18 protein-coding genes and 1 pseudogene are annotated in these 20,138 nt (G+C 73.3%); 7 read left to right on the forward strand and 12 right to left on the reverse strand.

Annotated features, from left to right (window positions below; translation table 11 throughout):
- Positions 1 to 20: 20 nt before the first annotated feature.
- The 7 genes from GTY67_RS29955 to GTY67_RS29985 all read right to left on the reverse strand — a co-directional run bounded on the left by GTY67_RS29955 (position 21) and on the right by GTY67_RS29985 (position 7,595).
- Entirely contained in the window at positions 21 to 1,067 is a 1,047-nt protein-coding gene (locus GTY67_RS29955; RefSeq protein WP_161281099.1) for a ketoacyl-ACP synthase III, read from the reverse strand.
- Positions 1,064 to 2,806 (reverse strand): CoA-transferase, encoded by a 1,743-nt coding sequence (locus GTY67_RS29960; RefSeq protein WP_161281100.1) that lies wholly within the window; start codon positions 2,804 to 2,806, stop codon positions 1,064 to 1,066. The genes GTY67_RS29955 and GTY67_RS29960 overlap by 4 nt, the downstream gene beginning before the upstream one ends.
- Positions 2,803 to 4,095 (reverse strand): beta-ketoacyl-[acyl-carrier-protein] synthase family protein, encoded by a 1,293-nt coding sequence (locus tag GTY67_RS29965; protein ID WP_161281101.1) that lies wholly within the window; start codon positions 4,093 to 4,095, stop codon positions 2,803 to 2,805. The genes GTY67_RS29960 and GTY67_RS29965 overlap by 4 nt, the downstream gene beginning before the upstream one ends.
- A 179-nt stretch (positions 4,096 to 4,274) precedes the next feature.
- Positions 4,275 to 5,081, reverse strand: coding sequence for an ABC transporter permease subunit (locus GTY67_RS29970; RefSeq protein ID WP_093693839.1), 807 nt, complete (start codon positions 5,079 to 5,081; stop codon positions 4,275 to 4,277).
- A 97-nt stretch (positions 5,082 to 5,178) separates the two neighbouring features.
- On the reverse strand, positions 5,179 to 6,135 hold the full coding sequence (locus GTY67_RS29975; protein WP_161281102.1) for an ABC transporter ATP-binding protein: 957 nt from the start codon (positions 6,133 to 6,135) through the stop codon (positions 5,179 to 5,181).
- Positions 6,136 to 6,201: 66 nt separating this feature from the next.
- Positions 6,202 to 6,978 (reverse strand): enoyl-CoA hydratase/isomerase family protein, encoded by a 777-nt coding sequence (locus tag GTY67_RS29980; protein WP_161281103.1) that lies wholly within the window; start codon positions 6,976 to 6,978, stop codon positions 6,202 to 6,204.
- Positions 6,975 to 7,595, reverse strand: coding sequence for a response regulator transcription factor (locus tag GTY67_RS29985; protein ID WP_093693836.1), 621 nt, complete (start codon positions 7,593 to 7,595; stop codon positions 6,975 to 6,977). The genes GTY67_RS29980 and GTY67_RS29985 overlap by 4 nt, the downstream gene beginning before the upstream one ends.
- 795 nt (positions 7,596 to 8,390) lie before the next feature.
- On the opposite strand from GTY67_RS29985, the gene GTY67_RS29990 reads away from it, so the two are divergent.
- On the forward strand, positions 8,391 to 9,236 hold the full coding sequence (locus GTY67_RS29990) for an inositol monophosphatase family protein (RefSeq protein ID WP_161281104.1): 846 nt from the start codon (positions 8,391 to 8,393) through the stop codon (positions 9,234 to 9,236).
- 204 nt (positions 9,237 to 9,440) lie between these two features.
- Positions 9,441 to 10,859 carry an NAD(P)/FAD-dependent oxidoreductase gene (locus tag GTY67_RS29995; RefSeq protein WP_161281105.1) on the forward strand — a complete coding sequence of 473 codons (1,419 nt, stop codon included), beginning with the start codon at positions 9,441 to 9,443 and terminating at the stop codon, positions 10,857 to 10,859.
- Between the two features lie 16 nt (positions 10,860 to 10,875).
- Here the strand turns inward: GTY67_RS29995 and GTY67_RS35385 are convergent, their stop codons facing one another.
- Complete coding sequence (locus GTY67_RS35385) at positions 10,876 to 12,306, reverse strand: threonine/serine exporter family protein (RefSeq protein WP_343238789.1); 1,431 nt, start codon at positions 12,304 to 12,306, stop codon at positions 10,876 to 10,878.
- A gap of 268 nt (positions 12,307 to 12,574) precedes the next feature.
- Here GTY67_RS35385 and GTY67_RS30005 point away from each other — a divergent pair, with 268 nt between their 5' ends.
- From GTY67_RS30005 to GTY67_RS30015, 3 genes are all read left to right on the forward strand, one after another.
- Entirely contained in the window at positions 12,575 to 13,111 is a 537-nt protein-coding gene (locus tag GTY67_RS30005; RefSeq protein ID WP_093693832.1) for an O-acetyl-ADP-ribose deacetylase, read from the forward strand.
- 117 nt (positions 13,112 to 13,228) lie between these two features.
- On the forward strand, positions 13,229 to 14,701 hold the full coding sequence (locus GTY67_RS30010; RefSeq protein ID WP_161281106.1) for an AlkA N-terminal domain-containing protein: 1,473 nt from the start codon (positions 13,229 to 13,231) through the stop codon (positions 14,699 to 14,701).
- Positions 14,702 to 14,717: 16 nt separating this feature from the next.
- Positions 14,718 to 15,227 (forward strand): methylated-DNA--[protein]-cysteine S-methyltransferase, encoded by a 510-nt coding sequence (locus tag GTY67_RS30015; RefSeq protein WP_093693830.1) that lies wholly within the window; start codon positions 14,718 to 14,720, stop codon positions 15,225 to 15,227.
- Positions 15,228 to 15,310: 83 nt separating this feature from the next.
- Here GTY67_RS30015 and GTY67_RS30020 read toward each other — a convergent pair whose 3' ends face one another.
- On the reverse strand, positions 15,311 to 15,895 hold the full coding sequence (locus tag GTY67_RS30020; RefSeq protein ID WP_093693829.1) for a TMEM165/GDT1 family protein: 585 nt from the start codon (positions 15,893 to 15,895) through the stop codon (positions 15,311 to 15,313).
- 429 nt (positions 15,896 to 16,324) lie between these two features.
- On the opposite strand from GTY67_RS30020, the gene GTY67_RS30025 reads away from it, so the two are divergent.
- Complete coding sequence (locus tag GTY67_RS30025) at positions 16,325 to 16,732, forward strand: (2Fe-2S) ferredoxin domain-containing protein (protein WP_093693828.1); 408 nt, start codon at positions 16,325 to 16,327, stop codon at positions 16,730 to 16,732.
- A 51-nt stretch (positions 16,733 to 16,783) separates the two neighbouring features.
- On the opposite strand, the gene GTY67_RS30030 is transcribed toward GTY67_RS30025, so the two are convergent.
- Complete coding sequence (locus tag GTY67_RS30030; protein ID WP_093693827.1) at positions 16,784 to 17,515, reverse strand: Sir2 family NAD-dependent protein deacetylase; 732 nt, start codon at positions 17,513 to 17,515, stop codon at positions 16,784 to 16,786.
- Positions 17,516 to 17,588: 73 nt separating this feature from the next.
- On the reverse strand, positions 17,589 to 18,086 hold the full coding sequence (locus GTY67_RS30035) for an NUDIX hydrolase (protein WP_161281107.1): 498 nt from the start codon (positions 18,084 to 18,086) through the stop codon (positions 17,589 to 17,591).
- Between the two features lie 140 nt (positions 18,087 to 18,226).
- Here GTY67_RS30035 and GTY67_RS30040 point away from each other — a divergent pair, with 140 nt between their 5' ends.
- Positions 18,227 to 19,342, forward strand: coding sequence for a glycerate kinase (locus GTY67_RS30040; protein WP_161281642.1), 1,116 nt, complete (start codon positions 18,227 to 18,229; stop codon positions 19,340 to 19,342).
- Between the two features lie 93 nt (positions 19,343 to 19,435).
- Here GTY67_RS30040 and GTY67_RS30045 read toward each other — a convergent pair.
- A pseudogene (locus tag GTY67_RS30045) lies at positions 19,436 to 19,777 on the reverse strand (helix-turn-helix domain-containing protein); the annotation flags it as partial.
- Positions 19,778 to 20,138 lie beyond the last annotated feature (361 nt).

Below are 20,138 nucleotides of genomic sequence, written 5' to 3' on the forward strand. Positions count from 1 at the left end.
CGTATCAGGAATGGCCGTGCTCACGGAATCCGCAGGAGCATCGCGCCCCAGCTGAAGCCGCGGCCGATGCCGATGGTCGCGACGAGATCGCCGGAGCGGATCTTCCCCGAGCGGAGGTTCTCGGAGAGGCAGCTGGGGATGGAGACGCTGGAGGTGTTGCCGCGCTCCTGGATGTTGGTGAGGAGCTTCTCGCGCGGGATCTCCAGCGTCCGGCACACCTGGTTGATCATGTTCAGGTTGCCCTGGTGGGGGACGAACCAGTCGATGTCGTCCACCGTCAGGCCGTTGCGCTCCAGGATCTCCCGGCCCACGTGGGAGAGGAGCTTCGGGCCGACCGCGCCGACCTCCCGGCCGCGCATCAGCATCTTGTCGTTCTCGTCGATGTCGAAGGCGTCGAAGTACGAGCCGTCCGCGTGCAGCGCCACATCCAGCAGCCCGCGCTCCTCGGTCCGAGCCGACCAGACGGCCGCCGCCGCTCCCGCCCCGAACAGCGCCGAGTAGCGGTAGTCGAAGTTCAGGATCGGGCGCGGGTTCTCCGCGCAGACGACCAGCGCGTTGCGCATCCCGAGGGCCGGGAGCATCGCGGCGGCGGTGGCGGTGCCGTACATGAAGCCGGCGCAGGCCACCGAGGTGACGTCGAAGCAGGTGGCGTGGCGCAGCCCGACCTGCTTCTGGAGCGGCAGCGAGATGTCCATGTAGTTGTTGGTCGCGCTGGAGGGGTTGGTACGCGGCCGGGTGGTGGAGGTCGTACCGATGACGAGGTCGATGTCGTCGGGGCCGAGACCGGCGGCTTCGAGGGCCTGGTCCACCGCCTTGGCCGCCATCTCCACCGCCCGCTCCTTCTCGTCGGCCGGCCAGTGGCGGCTGACGATCCCGGTGTTCTCGCGGATCCAGGCGTCGTCGATGCCCAGCGCCTCGATCTGCTCGAAGTGCGCGTTGGTGATCGGCTCGCCGGGGAAGTAGTGGCCGATCCCGGCGAGCCGCACGGGGGCGATCGCGGTGGGCGGCAGGGGGCGCAGGTGGGCGGTGGCCGGGTCGGGGGCGGTGCCCGTGGTGGTGGTCGTCATCGGTAGAAGCCTTCCGGGTCCATGGTGCGCAGGAGCGTGAGCTCTTCGGTGGTGACGGCCTTCTCGTCGGTCAGGGAGCCGCTGACGCCCACGGGCCAGCCGGTGAGGTCGCGTACGGCTGCCTCCGGCCCGTCGGGCAGGTCCTGTGCGGTGCGGCCCCGGCCCGGCTGCGGCGGCAGCCAGCTCGCCAGCTCGAAGGGGGTGCCCGCCCCTGTACGGGTGAAGCGGCCGAACTGGCTGACCACGTCACGGACGTTCAGGCCCGGGCTGGTGAGGTGGGTCAGGCGCGGTACGTAGCGGCGGGGCGAGGCGACCGCGATCACCACGCAGTCCACGGACGAGGCGATGTCGTTGGCCCCGCCGGAGCCGGTGATCCAGCGGCCGTCGGGCAGCAGCGTCGTGTTGATGCCGGCGTCCGGGTCGATCTCCGCCGCCGACAGCACGCCCAGGCAGCGGGGGTTGGCGGCGACCGCGCCGCCCAGCGTCTCCGCGACACCCGCGAGCATCTGCGAACGCTCGGCGTGCCGCTGGCTGAAGAGGAAGACGTCGCCGGGCTCGGGGTCCATCGACTGGAGGCCCAGCTCGGCGGCCACCTGCACCTGGACGCCGTCGGCCGCCAGCAGCCGGGCCGCCAGCCACGCGGACATGTGCGAGGTGCCGATCCCGGCGAGCAGCGTGTCGTAGCCGCGCTCCCGGACCAGACCGGCGACCGTGCGGGCGCCGAGCACGATGAGCTGCTCCTGCTCGGTGGGGGCGCCGGACACGTCGGCCGGGGGCCGGGGAGCGGCCGGGGGAGCGGGGAAGACCAGCGAGGCACGGCGCGCCTCGCCCAGCCGTTCCAGGTAGTCGGCGTGGCTCTCCACCCCGCCGACCCACTCCTCGTACCAGGCGGCGGCCGTCTCCGGGTCCTTGCAGGCGGTGACGATGTCGGTGAGGAAGCCGTAGTCGTCCAAGTAGCCCTCGACACCGGCCAGTCCACCCGTACGCAGCGACTGCGGGTGGGCGCCCAGCGGCGCCTCGCACAGCCCCAGCACCCGGGCGGCCGGGATCACCACCCGGTCCGGCATCGCCGCGATCACCTCGTCGTCGACGATCGCCTCCACGGAGGCCAGGACCCCTTCGGTGGCGGCGTACGCGGCCCAGGCGCCCTCGCCCAGCGGCGGTACGGCCACCACATTGCCGCGCCGGTCCGCGACGACGCCGTGGAAGAGGGTGAAGCGCGGGCGCAGCGGGCTGAGCAGGGTGACCGAGCGCTCCGGGTCCTCCGGGTGCGGCACCAGATGGAGGCTGCCCTCCTTGCCGTGCCGCAGGTCGGTCTCGGCGAGCAGGGAACCGGTGGTGGCGAAGGGCTGGCCGAGCGCGGCGGCCATCAGCCGCTGCGTGTAGCTGAGCAGCGACCACATCTCCACCTCGAACGGCCGGCCCTCGGCGAGTTCGCGGTAGAGGCGGTTGGGGCGCGGCGAGGGGAAGGTGTCACCGACGAAGCCCGTGATCACCTTCCGTACGGCACCGGAGAGGGCGAGCGCATGGGCGCTGGAGTGCACGGCGGTCGTGCTGACGGTCATGCTCTGCATTCCGGCGAAGGCCCGGCACACCGCGTTCAGCAGGGCGTTGGGCCGTGACATCGTCGCCGCCGCGTGCACGTGGTCGCCCGCCCGGACGAAGCGGCATATCAACTCGTCGGGCCCGGTGGCCATATAGGGGGCGGCGGGGGAGGGGCGTTCGGGGGCTGTGGTCATGCGTGCTCCAGGGCCATGACGGAGGTCTGCGAGCCGAAGGCGAAGGACAGCGAGACCGCGAGGTCGATCTCGGCGTCGCGCGGCCCCTCGGCGACATGGTCGTAATCGCACTCGGGGTCCGGCGTGCGGTGGTTGGCGGTCGGGGCCAGCCGCTGGTGGTGCAGCATCAGCGAGGTGGCGGCGACGTTGATGATCCCGGCCATGCCGAACGTGTGGCCGTAAATAGGCTTGTTGGAGCCGTGCGGCGGCAGGTCGGCGTCGTCGTGGCGGGGCAGCAGACGGCGCAGGGCCCGGCTCTCGGCGATGTCGTTGTACCGGGTGGCGGTGCCGTGGCCGCAGACGTAGCCGATCTCCTCGGGCTTGCGCCCGGCGTCGTCCAGCACGCCCGCGACGACCGAGGCGGTGACGTCGCCGACCAGGTCCATGCTGGTGGCGTGGTTGGCCTCGTTGAGGGCGCGGTGGCCCAGGATCCGGGCGTAGATGCGGGCCCCGCGCTCCCGGGCGGAGGACTCCCGCTCCAGGCAGAGTGTCATGGCTCCCTCGCCCAGGGCGAAGCCGCGCCGGTCGCGGTCGTAGGGGCGAACGGCGGTGGCCGGGTCGTCGCTCTCCGGCGAGAGCACCCCGTCGCCGAGGGCCAGATAGCAGCGGGCGACCTCGGGGGCGATCGGGAACTCGTGCCCTCCGGCGAGGACCACGTCGGCGCTGCCGGAGCGCAGTTCGCGCAGGGCGATGCCGATCGCGTGGTGGCCGCCGACACAGGCGCTGCTGACGGTGGTGACCAGGCCGCTCGCGCCGACGTCGATGGCGGCGAGGGTGGCCGGGCAGCCGGCGAGCCCGCGGAACATGGCCGTGGCCTTGCCTCCGTACGGGTCCTGCGCGGGGTCCGCCGTGATGGTCTCGGCCCACCAGGACAGGGGGCCGCGGGAGGAGGACTGGACGATGCTCAGGCGCTCCGGCGCGATCTGGCCCCGGGCGATCCCGGCGTCCTTCAGCGCGTCGCCCACGGCCGCCATGGTCGCCAGGATGTCGCGGCTGTACTTCGCGGCGTGCGCCGGGTTGAGGTCCGGCAGCCGGGCCGCGGTGTCGAACGCGCCGAGCTGGGCGGCCGCGTGGACGGGCAGCCCGGCGGCGGCGAACGCGGGCTTCGCCAACCGGCTCACCTGGGAGTTCCCGGTGGAGATGTGGTTCCAGAACGCATCGGCGTCGGGAGTGCCGGGCAGCACGCACCCGATGCCGGTCAGCACGATGGGATCGGAAGGGTCCGGGGGATGGGATCGGCTGCTGTCCATGGATCGAAGCTAGCTGCCCTTACATGAGCCTCGATATGGCCGTCAAGTACCCATGCACGCCTTTTTCGGTGACTGCCGGTACTCGATTTTTGGCCGGTTTCGTCAACGCCCCGAGGTACACACGACAGCGGCCCGGCACCTCCGCGGGGAGGTGCCGGGCCGCTGCGGGACCGTGCGGTTCAGGCGTTCTTGATGTCGCGCCGGTCCACGGCGTACGTACCGGCGGCGACGACCACGACCGTGACGGCCACCAGCAGCCCGACGCCGCCCCAGGGGACACCGTTGAGCAGCGGATCGCCGCCCAGCGCCCACTTCCAGGGCGAGATGTTCGCCAGCGGCTCCAGGGCGTCGGACATCGGCGCGATGCCGTGCAGCAGATACCCGAGGACGAGCACCCCCGCCGCCACGCCGAGCGCGGTACCGCGCCCGAAGCCGAACCCGACGACGGCGTACGCGATCCCCGCGTGCAGCACGGCCAGCAGGGCGACGGTCAGCGTCACCGCGGCCACCCCGCCGGTGGAGACGTCCATGTCGTACGAGACGACCGAGCCGTACACCGACAGCCAGACCAGGACGCTGGTGAGGGCCAGGCCGAAGGCCACGCAGAGGAAGCGGACCAGGAAGACCTGGCGGCGGGCGACCGGCAGCGCGAGCAGCAGTTCCAGCCGCCCGGCCTCCTCGTCGCCGCCGGTCAGGGCGGCGGTGGCGGTCACGGCCATCAGGCCGAGGAGCAGCGGCAGCAGGACCGCGTACAGGTTCCCCTTGAGGTAGCCGCTGGCGCTGCTGATCTGGTCGATGCCGAACGCCGTGGCCAGCTCCGGCGAGAGGCCGGAGGAGAAGTCCTCCAGGGCGCCGGAGCTCTCCATCGAGGGCCAGGCGCCGACGACGGAGAGGGCGAGCAGGACCAGCGCGGCAGACCAGGCGATCAGGGTGCGCTTCTGGATCTGTACTCCGCGCCGGAAGATCTCCGAGCTGGGCGATGACATGGTGTTTCCCTTCCGGCCGGCCCGTGGGACGGCCTTGATCACTGGGACCCGTCGCGGGCCGGGCGGTGCCGGACGGGGCACCACCGGTCGGCGGTCGCTACCGCACCGGGCCGGCGGCCGGGGAGGGCTCCTCGGCGGTGGCGCTCCGGCTGCCGGGGACGTCCTGCTGGTAGTACTCCAGGAACGCCTCCTCCAGGTCCGGTTCGGGCGCGGTGAGCGTCGTGATCCGGTGGCCCGCCAGGAACTTCAGCAGCGCGTCGGGCGATCCGGCCCACGCCAGCGAGACCTCCTGGCCCTCCGGCCGCCGCCGCTCCACACCCGATGCCCCGTCCAGGGCGGCCAGCCCTGCGAGCGGCACCTCCTCGCCCTCCGCGAAGGTGATGTGGAAGCGCTGCGCGGCCTGGCGGCGCAGCTCCTGGGTGGGCCCCGAGGCGGCGAGCTTGCCGCCCTGCAACACCGCGACCAGGTCCGCGACCCGCTCCACCTCGGAGAGGATGTGCGAGGAGAGCAGCACGCTCTGCCCGTTGTCCCGGGCCTCCTCGACGGTGGCGAGGAAGACCTGCTGCATCAACGGGTCGAGTCCGTTGGTCGGTTCGTCCAGGATCAGCAGCTCCGGGCGGGCCATGAAGGCGCCGACGAGGCCCACCTTGCGGCGGTTTCCGGTGGAGAGCCCGCGCACCTGCCGGGACGGGTCGATGCCGAACCGCTGGACCAGATCGTCCCGGTAGGCGGTGTCGGCCAGCCCGCGCAGCCGCCCCCAGGAGGTCAGGGTCTGTTCGATGGTCAGCCGCTCGTCCAGCCGCAGTTCGCCGGGCAGATAGCCGATGCGCCGCCGGACCTCGGGGGTGGTCGGGTCCTGGCCCAACACCCGGACCTGGCCCGATGTGGGCCGGGAGAGGCCCATGAGCATCCGGATGGTGGTGCTCTTGCCCGCTCCGTTGGGGCCCAGGTATCCGTAGACCACGCCCGGGGGGACCGTCAGGTTCAGCCGGCTCAGCGCGGTGAAGTCACCGAACTTCTTGGTGACATCAGTACATTCGATGAGAGGGGTCACGTCTCTTCTGCTCTCTCCTCTTGCGCCGGCGCCTGCCGAGTACGGCACGCACAGCTTATTCACTGATTACTGAATCTGATCAACAAGACTAGCGGCGGACGCCGCCTGCCACCAGTAGCCGTTCTCCACACCGAGCGCCGCCGTGCGGTCCAGATGGCCGGAGTCCCGCAGCAGCCGGACCCCCGCCTCCAGCAGCGCCGGATCCCCCTCCGCCACGGCGGCCGCCAGCGCCCGCGCCTCGGCGAGCGCCCCGCCGTCGGGCACTACGCGCTCCACCGCGCCCAGCCGGGCCAGCTCGTCCGCCCGCACGTGCTCCCCGGGGATCAGCAGCATCCTGGCGGCCACGCCGCGACCTGCCCGGCGCACCAGCGAGTGGACCGCTCCGCCGCCCGGTACGGCCCCGACCCCCAGCTCCGGGAGGCCGAACAGCGCACCCTCGCCCGCCACCACCAGGTCGCAGGCCAGGGCCAGTTCGAGCCCGCCGCCGAGCGCGTACCCCTCGACGGCCGCCACCACGGGGAAGGGCGCCTCGTGCAACGCCGCGAACACGGTACGGAAATGGGCCCGCCGCACCGCGCGGCGCGACAGGTCCCGCCAGTCGGGCTCGCGGGTGTCGGCGCCGCTGGAGAAGGTCCCGCCGGCCCCGGTGAGCACCAGGGCACCCGGCGTCTCCTCGCCCCGCGCGGTCAACTTCCGCAATGCCTCGGAAAGTTGACTCAGCATCAGAGTGGACATCGCATTGCGGCGGTGCGGCCGGTTCAGGGTGAGGGTGACCACCCGCCCGTGCCGCTCCAGCGACAAGGGGCTTTCCGTCGGTCCGGCCGCCGGCTCCTGAAGGGTCATGCGCAAGGCCTCAGCATCCTGAACAGCTCCTTGCGCCCGGAGACGCCCACCTTGTGGAAGACCCGGCTCGCGTAGTTCTTGACGGTCTGCTGGGTGAGGCACAGCTCATGGGCGATCTCCTCGTTGGAGCGCCGGCGGAGTAAGAGCCCGAGAATCTCCTCCTCGCGCCCGCTGAGCTTCCACTGCCTGCCCGTCTCGGCGCGCACCGCCACCGGTGCGCGTTCGGGCTCGTCGGCCCCCAGATGCCAGAAGCTGCGCCCGCTCAGGACGTCGTGCAGCCCCTTGACGATGGACTCGGGCGGGCACGACTCGTGCACGAAACCGGCGGCCCCGCCCCTGATGCAGTCCACCACGCTGCGGGGGGTGTTGTCCCTGCTGTAGAGGATGACCCGGGTGTCGCTCCAGTACGCCACATTGCCGCGCACCACCTGCCACTGCTCGTACTCCACCAGCGCGACGTCCGGCCGCTGGCGAGGGAGGCTGCCGACGGCGGTCGGGTGCGGACAGCCGCTCAGGACGGTGATCCCCGGATCGCCGTCGAAGAGATCGAGAATCGCCTTGCGTATCAAAGGTGACGAGTGCAGGACCAGGAGTCCGCGTCTGCCCTTCTCTGCCATACCAGAACCCCTCGTGCTCCAACATCGACGGCTGATGCCGTGTTGTCGTTCGGCATGTTGTGAATGTGTTGAACCATGTGTTCGGGGGCGCGCCTTCCCTGCCCGGTGGAGTTCACTCCCGATGTGGTTCCGGGCGGCGGGGAAAGGGGGATGCCGCACCCTCCGGGCGCATGACCGCATTACTGCGGGGATGCCGCAGCGTATTCAAACGGAATGCGTTTTCTCCCGACAGGCTTTTCCAGTTATTACCGGCGCGTAGATTGCCTGCGGGAGAATGCGAGTTCCCGTGCAAGACGCTTCCGCTCCGTGGTCGGTTCCACTGTCGCGGACATCTGATGCCAGCTCTCGGTGCGCACGTTAAAGCTCTGTGACATCCGTGGGAACAGTCGGCCCGGGGCCCGCGCGCGGTGGCACGGCGGCCGGTACCGGCCCGGGATGCGGCGGCGCGGCCGGGGGGTCCGCCTGGTCCCGGCGGGGTGGGGTAACTCTGGGGGGTCGACTGGCTGCGGCACGGTTTCCCCCTGGTTGCGCGTTCCGGCCCGGTGGCCGCTCAAGAACGTGCGGAGCGACCCATTGCGTGAGCTCCGGCCCCGAATCCAGGCCAACACTAACCGCAGGGACTCCACTTGTCACGCAGCGGATTTATAAGCCGCTGTCGAGAATATGCTGAAGAATTGACGCAGTCTTTGTTCCGGGTCGGACTTTGCGGTTCCTGTCCGGCATCCGACCGTGAGTCGCAGATGTCCGGGTTCACCCGGGGCGTGGGGGCCCGGCGGGCCGTGCTTAGCTGGAGCCATGATCCATGACTTCCTGTACGGGACCGCCGGGCGCACCGGACCGCCGGCCGAGGTCGAGGCGGCCGTGCGCGCCGCGGCGGCGGCCGAGATCATGCCCCGCCACCGGAAGCTCGCCGCCCACGAGATCATCGAGAAGAGCGGCCCGCACGACCTGGTCACCGCCGCGGACCGGCTGGCCGAGGAGCACCTCACCGCCGCCCTCACCGAGCTGCTGCCCGGCTCGGTCGTCGTCGGCGAGGAGTCCGTGCACGCCGACCCGGCGGTCTACGACGCCCTCGGCGGCGACGCCCCCGTCTGGATCGTCGACCCGGTCGACGGCACCCGCCAGTTCGTCCGGGGCGAGGCCGGCTTCTGCACCCTGGTCGCCCTCGCCCACCACGGCGAGGTCCACGCCTCCTGGACGTACGCACCGGTCCTGGGCCAGATGGCCGTCGCCGTACGCGGCCGGGGCGCCACCCTGAACGGCATGCCGATACGTTCCGGCGCGCCCGCCCCCGGCGCCGTGCTGAGCGTGGCGATGTCGCACCCCGACTACACCACCGAGGCCCAGAAGCGGGCCCTGCTCGGCCTGCGCACCGAAGGCATCGCCTCCCGCCCCTGCGGCTCGGCCGGGCTCGAATACCTCGCCGTCGCCCGCGGCACCCAGGACGCCGTCGCCTTCAACTGGGAGCTGGCCTGGGACCACGCGGCGGGCCTCCTCCTGGTCACCGAGGCGGGCGGCGCCGAGTCGACCCTGTCCGGCGTCCCGTACCGGATCGCGGGCGGCAACGACCTGCCGTTCACGGCGGCCCGCGACGAGGCCACCGCCCAGCGCATCCTGACCGCCCTGCGCACGGGCGGCTGACACACGCCCAGGCCGTGGGGCGGCCCGCGCGTCCGGCCGCCCCCGGATCGCCGAAGGGTTACGGACAGTCCGCCCGCCCCGGATCGCCGAAAGGCTCCGGACAGTCCGCCCGCCCGACCGGCTGCCCGGGGTCCCCGCGTCCGCGCTGTCGGTGCGCCCGAATATCCTGGGTCTCCGCCTGCCGGCCGACGAAGGAGTCCCAAGGTGCCGTCGATGCTTGATGCGGTGGTCGTGGGGGCCGGGCCCAACGGGCTGACGGCCGCGGCCGAACTGGCCCGCAGGGGCTTCGCGGTGGAGGTCCACGAGGCGCACGGCACCGTCGGCGGCGGCGCCCGCACCGAGGAGCTGACGCTGCCGGGGTTCCGGCACGACCCCTGCTCCGCCGTGCACCCGCTCGGCATCGGCTCGCCCGCCTTCCGGGCGATGCCCCTGGCCCGGCACGGCCTGGAGTGGCTGCACCCCGAGGTCGACCTCGCCCACCCCTTCCCGGACGGCACCGCCGCCGCGCTCACCCGCTCCGTCGGCGAGAGCGCGATGACGCTGGGCGCCGCCGACGCGGGCGCCTACCGCCGCCTGGTCGCCCCCTTCGTCGGCCGCTGGGACACCCTGGCCGCCGACTTCCTGCGCACCCCCTGGGACGGGCTGCCCCGCGACCCGTACCGGCTGGCCCGCTTCGGTCTGCTCGGCCTCCAGCCCGCCACCTGGGTCTCCCGGCGCTTCCGGGGCGAGAAGGCCCGCGGCCTCTTCGCCGGGCTCGCCGCCCACGCCATCGCCCCCACCAGCGGCTTCGCCACCTCGGCGATCGCCCTCGTCTTCGCGCTCGCCGCCCACGAGAACGGCTGGCCGGTGCCGCGCGGCGGCTCGCAGGCCATCGCGGACGCCCTCGCCTCCTACGTACGCGAGCAGGGCGGCACCATCCGCACCGGCAGCGAGGTCAAGCGGCTGGACGAACTCCCGCCCGCCCGCGCCTACATCTTCGACACCTCACCCTCCGCGCTCGCCCGCATCGCCGGCCTCGGATCCGCCTACAGCCACTACCGCTACGGCGCCTCCGCCTTCAAGATCGACTACGCGCTCTCCGGGCCCGTCCCCTGGACCGCCGAGGCCGCCCGCCGCGCCGGCACCGTCCACATCGGCCCCGACGCCCGCACCATCGACACCGCGCTCAGGGCCGCCGTCGAGGGCCGCGACCCCTCCGCCCCCTTCCTCATCACCGCCCAGCCCAGCCTCACCGACCCCACCCGCGCCCCCGAAGGACGCCATGTCTTCTGGGTGTACGGGCACGTCCCGGCCGGCTGGGAGGGCGACGCCACCGACGTCATCGAACGCCAACTGGAGCGCTTCGCCCCCGGGTTCCGCGACCTCGTGCTCGCCCGCGCCACCTCCGGACCGCCCCAACTCGCCGAGCGCAACGCCAACTACATCGGCGGTGACATCGCCTGCGGAGCCTTCTCGGGCCTCCAGACCCTGATCCGCCCCAAGCTCGTCCGCGTCCCGTACGCCACCGCGCACCCCGCCGTCTTCCTCTGCTCCTCCGCCACCCCGCCCGGACCAGGCGTGCACGGCATGTCCGGCCACCACGCCGCCAAGGCCGTATGGCGACAGCTGCGCGCGTCCTCCTGAACCCTCGGGTGCCGAATCAGCCGGTGCCGGCCGCCGGAGCCCAACGCCGCTGCGCCGCACCGCCGATGTGGTTGCCCAGCACGGTGCCCACCCCGATCGCGGCCGTCGTGACGAACGCCAGCACCGCGTAACCGCCCGCCCCCGGCACATGCAGCCCGTACTGGAGCAGGCTGCGGTACACATCCGGGCCGGGCAGCAGGGCCCCCGCGATACCCGGTACCACCAGCGAGCGCGACGGGATCCGCAGGACCGGCGCCGCCGCGCCCGCCGCCGCGCCCAGCACCGCCGCCGCCCCCAGGACCGCCAGCGGCGTCGGCTGCCCCAGCTCCTGGTGCAGGACGCCGTTGACCAGCCCGGCCAGCACACCCGCCCCCATCGCCCACGGCAGCAGACGCGGCGGCCCGCCCATGAAGATGGCGTTGCCGAGCGCCCCGACCGCCGAGGTCACCAGGGAGAGCACCAACGGCAGCGCGCGGAAAGCCGTGTTGCGGGCATCCACATCGGCGTCCCGCAGCAGGAACGCCACCAGGGAGATCCCGCCGACCATCGACGCCAGGAACATGCCCACGCTGATCAGCCGCCCGGCCGCCATCGCCCGGAACCCCGAGATGGCGTCCTCCGCGAGGCTCACCACCGACAGGATCGGCAGGAGCAGCACCATGTTGGCCGCGGCCACGCTCGCCGCCTCGCCCCCGGTCAGCACATGCGTGTCGGCCAGCAGCATGGTCAGCCCGATGACGGCGGCGGTCTGGAGCCCGGTGACGTAGAACGAGGGCAGGCCGTTGGTCGACAGCGCCCAGCCGAACCGGTTGCCCACCAGGAACACCAGGGGAGCGGCCACCGCCGCCTTCGGCGTCCCCGACGCCAGCACACAGAGCATCGCCGCCAGCAGCGCCCCGCCCAGCACCTTGGTCCACCAGGGCCAGTAGCCCTTCAGCGAGATGATGCGGGTCAGTTCACGCTCGGCGGCCAGCGGCTCCAGCCCCTCGTCCAGCACCCGGTGCGTCAGCGCGCTCAGATCGTCCAGCTGCCGCAGGTCCCGGCTGTCCTCCGAACCCGTCTCCATCATCATCGTCAGCGGCCGGGCGCCCGGCGGCGCGTACTGGGCCTGGACGGTCCGCGCCGTGACGTCGACCGTCATATGGTCCATGCCCCAGCGCGCCGTGACCGCGACGATCGCCGACTCGATGGCCCGGGTCTCCGCCCCGGCGAGGAACAGCTCCCGCCCGTGGCGCAGCGCGAACCGCATGCACGCGACGGCGGTGCGCCCGTCCACGTCGTGCGGCTCGGGGAAGGCGTACCCCTCGAACTCCGTTCCGTACAGCCGGTCCAGCAGCGTCGACTCGTTGTCCCGCAACCTGGCCAGCTGCTCCCGCCGCGCCCGGCGCCGGGAGAGGAGCGTGGCGCCGGGCCGCCGGCCGCCGGTGGACGCATCGTACGAGGACACGGACGCGCCCCTCCCCTGGGTAGCCACCGCCGACAGCGCGGGGAATGTTGATGTACCGGGACATTCTGCCCGTCGGGCGGGCGGCGTGGCGGCAACGAGGCGCCGCGCGTCACCGCACGGCGACGGCCCGCCGCATCCCACCGGACCGGGGCACTCCCGCTGCCCGGACCGGATCACTCCGGGCCCGCGGCCCGGGCGCGTACGAGTGACCGGACCCGGTCCCTCCGAGCGGGCGGCACGGGCGCCCCGGGCGCGGCATGATGTCCGCATGAGCACCTCCGTCACCCCCGCAATCCGCCTGGTCCGAGGGGACATCACCGACCAGTCCGCCGACGTCGTCGTCAACGCCGCGAACTCCTCGCTCCTCGGCGGCGGCGGCGTCGACGGCGCCATCCACCGGCGCGGCGGCCCCGAGATCCTCGCCGCCTGCCGGGAGCTGCGCGCCTCGCAGTACGGCAAGGGCCTGGCCACCGGCCGGGCCGTCGCCACCACCGCGGGACGCCTGTCGGCCCGCTGGGTGATCCACACGGTCGGCCCTGTCTTCTCCGGAGCCCAGGACCGCTCCGCGCTGCTCGCCTCCTGTTACCGCGAATCGCTGCGCCTGGCCGCCCAGTTGGGAGCCAGGACCATCGCCTTCCCGGCGATCTCGACGGGCATCTACGGCTGGCCGATGGACGACGGCGCGCGGATCGCCGTGCGCACGGTGCTCGCGGAGACGGTGGCGCCCGTCGAGGAGGTGCGGTTCGTGCTCTTCGACGCGCACGCGTACGTGGAGTTCGAGGAGGTCCTCGCGATGCGCGGCTGACGCCCGGGGGACGCCAGGGCCCCGGAGCGTGGCGGCCGACACGGTCCCTCGCCGCCCCCGAGGCCCATGTCGGATTTCCGCCAGCCAGGCCCCTGACCGGTGGCCCATCCTGGAACCATGCACACCGACACCGAGCGCTGCGTGCGGGCCGTCCACTCCAAGGACGCCCGTTTCGACGGCTGGTTCTTCACCGCGGTCCTCACCACCCGGATCTACTGCCGCCCCAGCTGCCCCGTCGTGCCGCCCAGGGTCCGCAACATGACCTTCTACCCGAGCGCCGCCGCCTGCCAGCAGGCCGGATTCCGGGCCTGCAAACGGTGCCGCCCCGACACCAGCCCCGGTTCCCCCGAGTGGAACGCCCGGGCCGACTCGGTGGCCCGCGCCATGCGGCTCATCCGGGACGGCGTCGTCGACCGGGAGGGCGTCCCGGGCCTCGCCGCCCGCCTCGGCTACTCGGCCCGTCAGATCGAACGCCAGCTCCTGGCCGAACTCGGCGCGGGCCCCCTGGCCCTGGCCCGCGCCCAACGGGCCCAGACCGCCCGCCTCCTCATCGAGACCACCACCCTGCCCCTGGCGGAGGTGGCGTTCGCCGCCGGGTTCTCCTCCGTCCGCACCTTCAACGAGACCGTCCGCGAGGTCTTCGCCCTGGCCCCCGGCGAGCTGCGCACCCGCGCCGCCCGCGGCCCCCTGGCCCCCGCCACCCCCGGCGTGATCGCGCTCCGCCTCCCGTACCGCGCCCCGCTCAACCCCGGCAACCTCTTCGGCCACCTCGCCGCGACCGCCGTCCCCGGCGTCGAGGAGTGGCGGGACGGCGCCTACCGCCGCACGCTGACCCTCCCGTACGGGCACGGCACCGTCGCCCTCACCCCGCAGCCCGACCACATCGCCTGCCGGCTCTCCCTCACCGACCCCCGCGACCTCACCCAGGCGATCAGCCGGTGCCGCTGGCTCCTCGACCTGGACGCGGACCCGGTCGCCGTGGACGCCCAGCTGCGGACCGATCCGTTGCTGGCCCGGCTCGTCGACGCCGGGCCCGGCCGCCGGGTGCCGCGTACGGTGGACGGCGCCGAGTTCGCCGTACGCGCGGTCCTCGGCCAGCAGGTCTCCACCGCCGCCGCCCGCACCCACGCGGCCCGCCTCGTCACCGCGTACGGGGTGGAGGCCGAGGACCCCGAGGGCGGGCTCACCCACCTCTTCCCGACCCCGCAGGCCCTGGCGGAGCTGGACCCGGAGTCCCTGGCCCTGCCCCGGAGCCGCCGCACCACGCTCACCACCCTGGTCGCCGCCCTCGCCGACGGGACGCTCCGCCTGGGCACCGACACCGACTGGGAGCGAGCGCGCGCCGAACTCTCCGCGCTCCCCGGATTCGGCCCCTGGACGGTCGAGGTCATCGCCATGCGCGCCCTCGGCGACCCCGACGCCTTCCTCCCCACCGACCTCGGCATCCGCCGGGCGGCCGAACGCCTCGGCCTCCCGGCCACCCCGGCCGCCCTCACCGCACGGGCCGCCGACTGGCGTCCCTGGCGCGCGTACGCCGTCCAGTACCTCTGGACCGTGGACGACCACCCCATCAACCACCTGCCCGCCTGACGAAGGAAGCCCCCCCATGCCTGCCAAGCAGCACACGGTCGTCGACAGCCCCTACGGCCCGCTGACGCTCGTCGCCACCGACGGCGTTCTCTCGTCCCTCTACATGACCGACCAGCGCCACCGCCCACCCGAGGAGACCTTCGGCGTCCCCGACCCGGAGCCTTTCCCCGAGGTGATCCGCCAGCTCACGGCGTACTTCGCAGGCGAGCTCACCACCTTCGACCTCCCGCTCCACCTGCACGGCACCCCGTTCCAGCGGAGCGTCTGGGAGGAGCTGCGGAAGATCCCGTACGGCGAGACGCGTACGTACGGTGAACTGGCCGAGCAGCTCGGCAGGCCGGGCGCGTCCAGGGCGGTCGGCCTGGCCAACGGCAGGAACCCGGTCGGCATCATCGTGCCGTGCCACCGGGTCATCGGCGCCTCGGGCAGCCTCACCGGATACGGCGGCGGCCTGGACCGCAAGCAGCGGCTGCTGGCCTTCGAGGGCGCCGGCCGGCGGAGCGACGGGGTGCAGGCGCTGTTCTGAACGGGAAGAGGGGCTGGGGTCGTACCGGCACTGCTCCGGTACGCCCCCAGCCCCTTGGTCCCATCTCCCTCAGCCGGTGAAGATCAGCCGGTGAAGATCTCCACGGCCGTCCAGACCGCCAGACCCAGCATGCAGATCCCGCCGATGCGCTGCACGGTCTTCAGCGGTACGCGCTTGGCGATGAACTTCCCCGCCAGCAGCGCCAGGGCCGAGACGGACATCAGGGCGGCGGCCGAACCGATCGCGGTGGACCAGGTGCCGTTGCTCGCCGCCAGGTTGGCGGTGGTGATCTGGGTCAGGTCGCCCCACTCACTGATGAAGACCGCCATGAACGCGGTCGAGTAGACCGGCCAGAAGCCGGTCACGGTCTTCACCTCGGTCTCGTCATCGTCGTCCCCGCCGCTGCCGCGCAGCAGGATGAACGCGCCGAACGCGAACAGCGAGGCCGAGACGAGCTTGACGGTCCAGTCGGGCAGCAGCCCGATCAGGCTGCCCGCGCCCACGGCGATGGCGACATGCACGATGAACGCGGACGACGTGCCGAACCACACGTAGAGCGGGCGCATCCGCGTGCCCATGGCCAGCGACGCGAACATCGTCTTGTCGGGGAGCTCCGCGAGGAAGATCAGCCCGAAGGCGGTGATGATCGCCAGGGGGTCGAGGTGCATTCCGGGTGGCTTTCTGTGCGAGCCGGGCCCCGGATCTTCGCGAAGCGCCGCTCGGGCTTTTCGGAGGACCACTCGGCCCGGCATGACGGCGGCGCCCACAGGGCGTGGACGTGTCATACAGGACCGAAGGTCTCGCCCGCCCGTGGGATGAACCCGATCAAGGTTCCACGAGCCCGGCCACCGGGAACCCGGGGGCTCCAGTGTGTCGACGACCGGTTTGCGGGGCTACTCCCCTTCGCAGCCGTCAACGATACCGCACCGGGCTCGGAAGGGGCGCGGGTGTTCGAGGCGGGGGAGCCTCGGTAGAGTCGCGGTGATCACCGTCGCCCCTACCGCGACCAGCGATGGCCGTGTCACCGTTCCCCCTCCGCGACCAGCGATGGCCGTGGTCCCGTCCTCGTTCCCCTCGCGCCGACCCGGAGTGCCCGCATGAGCCGCCGCCCCCGCAAGGACGTGCCCGCCCAGGGCGTCCCCCGGCCCACCGTGAGCGTCTGCCGGGGCTGCTGCTGCGGCACGGAGAAGATCCCGGGCGTCGACCACGCCGCCCAGCTCGCCCGGCTCCGCGCCGGGCTGGAGGGCGCCGCCACCGTACGGGCCGTCGAGTGCCTGGACGCCTGCGAGCAGGGCAACGTGATCGTCGTCCAGCCCTCGCCGGAGGGCCGCCGCGCCGGGGGCCGCCCGGTCTGGCTGGGCCTGGTCAACGACGAGCACGCCGAGCAGGACGTGATCACCTGGGCGACGGCCGGCGGCCCGGGCCTCGCGGACGCCCCGGACATCCTCGACCTGTACGTGTTCCAGCCCTCGCGCCGGGTCCGGGCGGGGCTGGACACCCCGTAGGGGCGTAGGGCTGGACCGCTGATCACCCCCCGTCGCCCAGCTGCCTGCCGCTCAGTCGCCCCGGCCGCCGCCCAGGGCACGCAGCAGCCTCGGCAGCGCCGTACCGATCGGTTCCCGGACGACCTCGTCCGCGAGTGCGTCGTACGGGGTCGGCTCCGCGTTCACCACGACCAGCCGCGCCCCGTGCTCGGCCGCGATCCCGGCGAGCGAGGCGGCGGGCTGCACCTGGAGCGTCGAGCCGACGGCGACGAAGACCTCGCACGCCTTGGCGACCGTCATCGCGTCGGCCAGCACCCGCGGGTCCAGCGGTTCGCCGAACATCACCGTCGCCGACTTCAGGATGCCGCCGCAGACGGTGCACGCCGGGTCGTCCTCGCCCGCCTCGACGCGCTCCAGGGCCTCGCCCATGGTGGAGCGGGCGTGGCAGCGGGTGCAGGTCACCTCGCGCGCGGTGCCGTGGAGTTCGAGGACCTTGCGGGCGGGCAGGCCGGCCAGCTGGTGCAGCCCGTCGACGTTCTGGGTGATCACCCGGACCGGGGTGCCGGACCGCTCCAGCTCCGCCACCGCCCGGTGGGCCGCGTTCGGCTCGGCGTTCCAGGCTGAGCTGGAGCGGCGCATCTGCCAGGAACGGCGGCGGATCTCCGGATCGGCCATGTAGAAGTCGTACGTGACGAGCTTCTCGGCCTCCGGATCCTTGCGCCACACCCCGCTCGGCCCCCGGTAGTCGGGGATGCCCGAGTCCGTGGAGATACCGGCGCCACTGAGGATCGCGACAAGCGTCATACGCCGAGCGTACGGAGGTGGGAACACGCCCCGCGAACGCATTTCGCCCGATGACTCCCCCCACGCGCCTGCCCTACGCGACCGGCTTCCCGTCCTCCAGCTCCGCCGTGCCGCCACCGGACTCCAGCACGTCCAGTGCTGCCCGCACCCTCGACTCCAGCGGTCCCAGCAGATGGCCGCCCAGGTCGGCCGGGGCGACCAGCTTCCAGGAGAGCAGCTCCTCCTCCTGGAGCCGGATCGCCGCGAACTGCTCCGGGGTGAGCACCCCGCCGTCGTACAGGTACGCCACGATCGGCGGTCGGCCGACGCCCCGCGCCCAGTCGACGGCCAGCAGTCGGCCCGGCGCCAGGTCCAGCCCGATCTCCTCCACCGTCTCGCGCCGGGCGCCCTGCCGGGGGCCTTCGCCCGTCTGCGACTCGACCGTCCCGCCGGGCAGCGCCCAGCCCTTGCGGTAGTTCGGCTCCACGAGCAGGACCCGTCCCTCCGCGTCCCGGAAGAGGCACGCGGCGGCGGCCAGGACCCGGGGGAGCCCGGCGATGTACGTGGCGTAGTCGGCATCGGTTGTCGTCACGGCCGACAGCGTAGTGAGTGGGGGAGGGGGCGGGCGGCGGTTCCGGACGGCCATGGGCAGATCAGGGGGCGTGCGGATAGGGTCGGGGCGGCGCGACTCTGTTCGAAGGCAAGGGATGCAAGGTGACGGACGGAGCAGATGTGGAGACCGCCCGCGTGCTCGTCGCGGCGGACAAGTTCAAGGGCTCGCTCACGGCCGTACAGGTCGCGGAGCGGGTGACGGCCGGGCTGCGGCGCGTCGGGCCCGGCGTACGGGTGGAGACCCTGCCCGTCGCGGACGGCGGCGACGGCACGGTCGCGGCGGCGGTGGCCGCCGGGTTCGAGCGCCGCGAGGCGCGGGTGACCGGACCCGTCGGGGAGCCGGTGACGGCGGCGTACGCGCTGCGTGACGGAACCGCCGTGGTGGAGATGGCCGAGGCCTCGGGCCTCCAGCACCTGCCCGACGGGGTGTTCGCCCCGCTCACGGCCACCACGTACGGCTCGGGCGAGCTGCTGAAGGCCGCCCTGGACGCCGGGGCGACGACGATCGTGTTCGGGGTCGGCGGCAGCGCCACCACGGACGGCGGCGCGGGCATGCTCGCCGCGCTCGGGGCCCGCTTCCTGGACGCGGACGGCAAGCCCGTCGGCCCCGGTGGGGGAGGGCTCGCCGAACTGGCCGAGGCCGACCTGTCCGGGCTGGACCCGCGCCTGAAGGACGTCGATCTGATCCTGGCCAGCGACGTGGACAACCCGCTGACCGGGCCCAAGGGGGCTCCCGAGGTGTACGGGCGGCAGAAGGGCGCGAGCGAGGAGGACATCGCGGTCCTCGACGCGGCCCTGGCGCACTACGCCTCGATCCTGGGGCCCGAGACCGCGGCCCTGCCGGGCGCCGGAGCGGCCGGAGGCATCGGCTACGGGGCGCTCGTCGCCCTCGGCGCCCGCTTCCGGCCCGGCATCGAGGTCATGCTGGACGTCCTCGGCTTCGCCCCCGCGCTCGCCCGCGCCACCCTGGTCATCACCGGCGAGGGCTCGCTGGACGAGCAGACCCTGCACGGCAAGGCCCCGGCCGGGGTCGCCGCGGCGGCCCGGGAGGCCGGGATCGAGGTCGTCGCGGTCTGCGGCCGCCTCGCCCTGTCCCAGGAGGCCCTGAACGGGGCGGGCATCGCGCGCGCCTACGCCCTGGCCGAGCTGGAACCGGACCCGGCCGTCTCGATGGCCCAGGCCGGACCCCTGCTGGAACGGGCGGCCGAGTCGATCGCGCGGGACTTCCTGAGCTGAGCGACGGATCAGGGCCGGTCGTACGGAACGTACGACCGGCCCTGCCGCCTCCCGCGCTGCGGGCAGACGCTCCAGAGAGCCACCGGTCGCTCATCACCCCCGCGTCGCCCGCAGCCGCAGCGCCTCCAGCGCCAGCACCGTCTCGACCAGCTCGCACGGGTGCGACAGCGACCGTGAGGTCAGCCGTTCCAGCCGCCGCAGCCGGTTGAACACCGTGTTCCGGTGGCACCGCAGCCGCACCGCCGCCCGCCCCACCGAACCCCCGCACTCCAGCCACGCCTCCAACGTCCCGACCAGCAGCGCCCGTTCCGCCGGGGCCAGCGCCAGCAGCGGGCCGAACACCTCCGCGAGCAGGCGCGCGGAGAGCTCCGGCGCGCTCGCCACCAGGACGGCCGGCCACCGGTCGTCCGGCGTCACGACCTCCCGCGCCCCCGGATCTCCGCCCGGCGGCCGCACCTCGGCCGGCGTCCGCTCCCCGGCCCGCGTCTCCCGCCGCATCCCCGCCTCCGTCCGCCGGACCGGCGACCGGCCCCCTCCCAACCGCTGCCGGGACAGCCGACGCCACACCGCCACGGAGGCGGTCACCGGGGCCGGTCCAGCCGGTGACCGACGAGGATGCCACCGGCCGCGCGGGCGGGAGCCCGCCCGTCGCCGCCTCTGTGCGCGTGCACAACGAGGCCCTTCGATCGCTGGTCACCCGCATCGAGTCCGCCCCGTGCCGTGGACGCGCGCTCCGCCCGGTGCTGGTCTGTGGCACCACACGACGCCACACCCCCACAGATGAGCACGACACGAG

It is taken from the genome of Streptomyces sp. SID8374 (assembly GCF_009865135.1).
Classification (GTDB): domain Bacteria; phylum Actinomycetota; class Actinomycetes; order Streptomycetales; family Streptomycetaceae; genus Streptomyces.

Bases quoted from the DNA above. Each gene is read 5' to 3' on its own strand.
- GTY67_RS30015 (WP_093693830.1), top strand. From the start codon at position 14,718: ATGCCTGCCAAGCAGCACACGGTCGTCGACAGCCCCTACGGCCCGCTG.
- GTY67_RS29960 (WP_161281100.1), bottom strand. From the start codon at position 2,806: ATGACCACAGCCCCCGAACGCCCCTCCCCCGCCGCCCCCTATATGGCC.
- GTY67_RS29955 (WP_161281099.1), bottom strand. From the start codon at position 1,067: ATGACGACCACCACCACGGGCACCGCCCCCGACCCGGCCACCGCCCAC.
- GTY67_RS29970 (WP_093693839.1), bottom strand. From the start codon at position 5,081: ATGTCATCGCCCAGCTCGGAGATCTTCCGGCGCGGAGTACAGATCCAG.
- GTY67_RS29985 (WP_093693836.1), bottom strand. From the start codon at position 7,595: ATGGCAGAGAAGGGCAGACGCGGACTCCTGGTCCTGCACTCGTCACCT.
- GTY67_RS29990 (WP_161281104.1), top strand. From the start codon at position 8,391: ATGATCCATGACTTCCTGTACGGGACCGCCGGGCGCACCGGACCGCCG.
- GTY67_RS29965 (WP_161281101.1), bottom strand. From the start codon at position 4,095: ATGGACAGCAGCCGATCCCATCCCCCGGACCCTTCCGATCCCATCGTG.
- GTY67_RS30020 (WP_093693829.1), bottom strand. From the start codon at position 15,895: ATGCACCTCGACCCCCTGGCGATCATCACCGCCTTCGGGCTGATCTTC.
- GTY67_RS29980 (WP_161281103.1), bottom strand. From the start codon at position 6,978: ATGACCCTTCAGGAGCCGGCGGCCGGACCGACGGAAAGCCCCTTGTCG.
- GTY67_RS30030 (WP_093693827.1), bottom strand. From the start codon at position 17,515: ATGACGCTTGTCGCGATCCTCAGTGGCGCCGGTATCTCCACGGACTCG.
- GTY67_RS30010 (WP_161281106.1), top strand. From the start codon at position 13,229: ATGCACACCGACACCGAGCGCTGCGTGCGGGCCGTCCACTCCAAGGAC.
- GTY67_RS30005 (WP_093693832.1), top strand. From the start codon at position 12,575: ATGAGCACCTCCGTCACCCCCGCAATCCGCCTGGTCCGAGGGGACATC.
- GTY67_RS30025 (WP_093693828.1), top strand. From the start codon at position 16,325: ATGAGCCGCCGCCCCCGCAAGGACGTGCCCGCCCAGGGCGTCCCCCGG.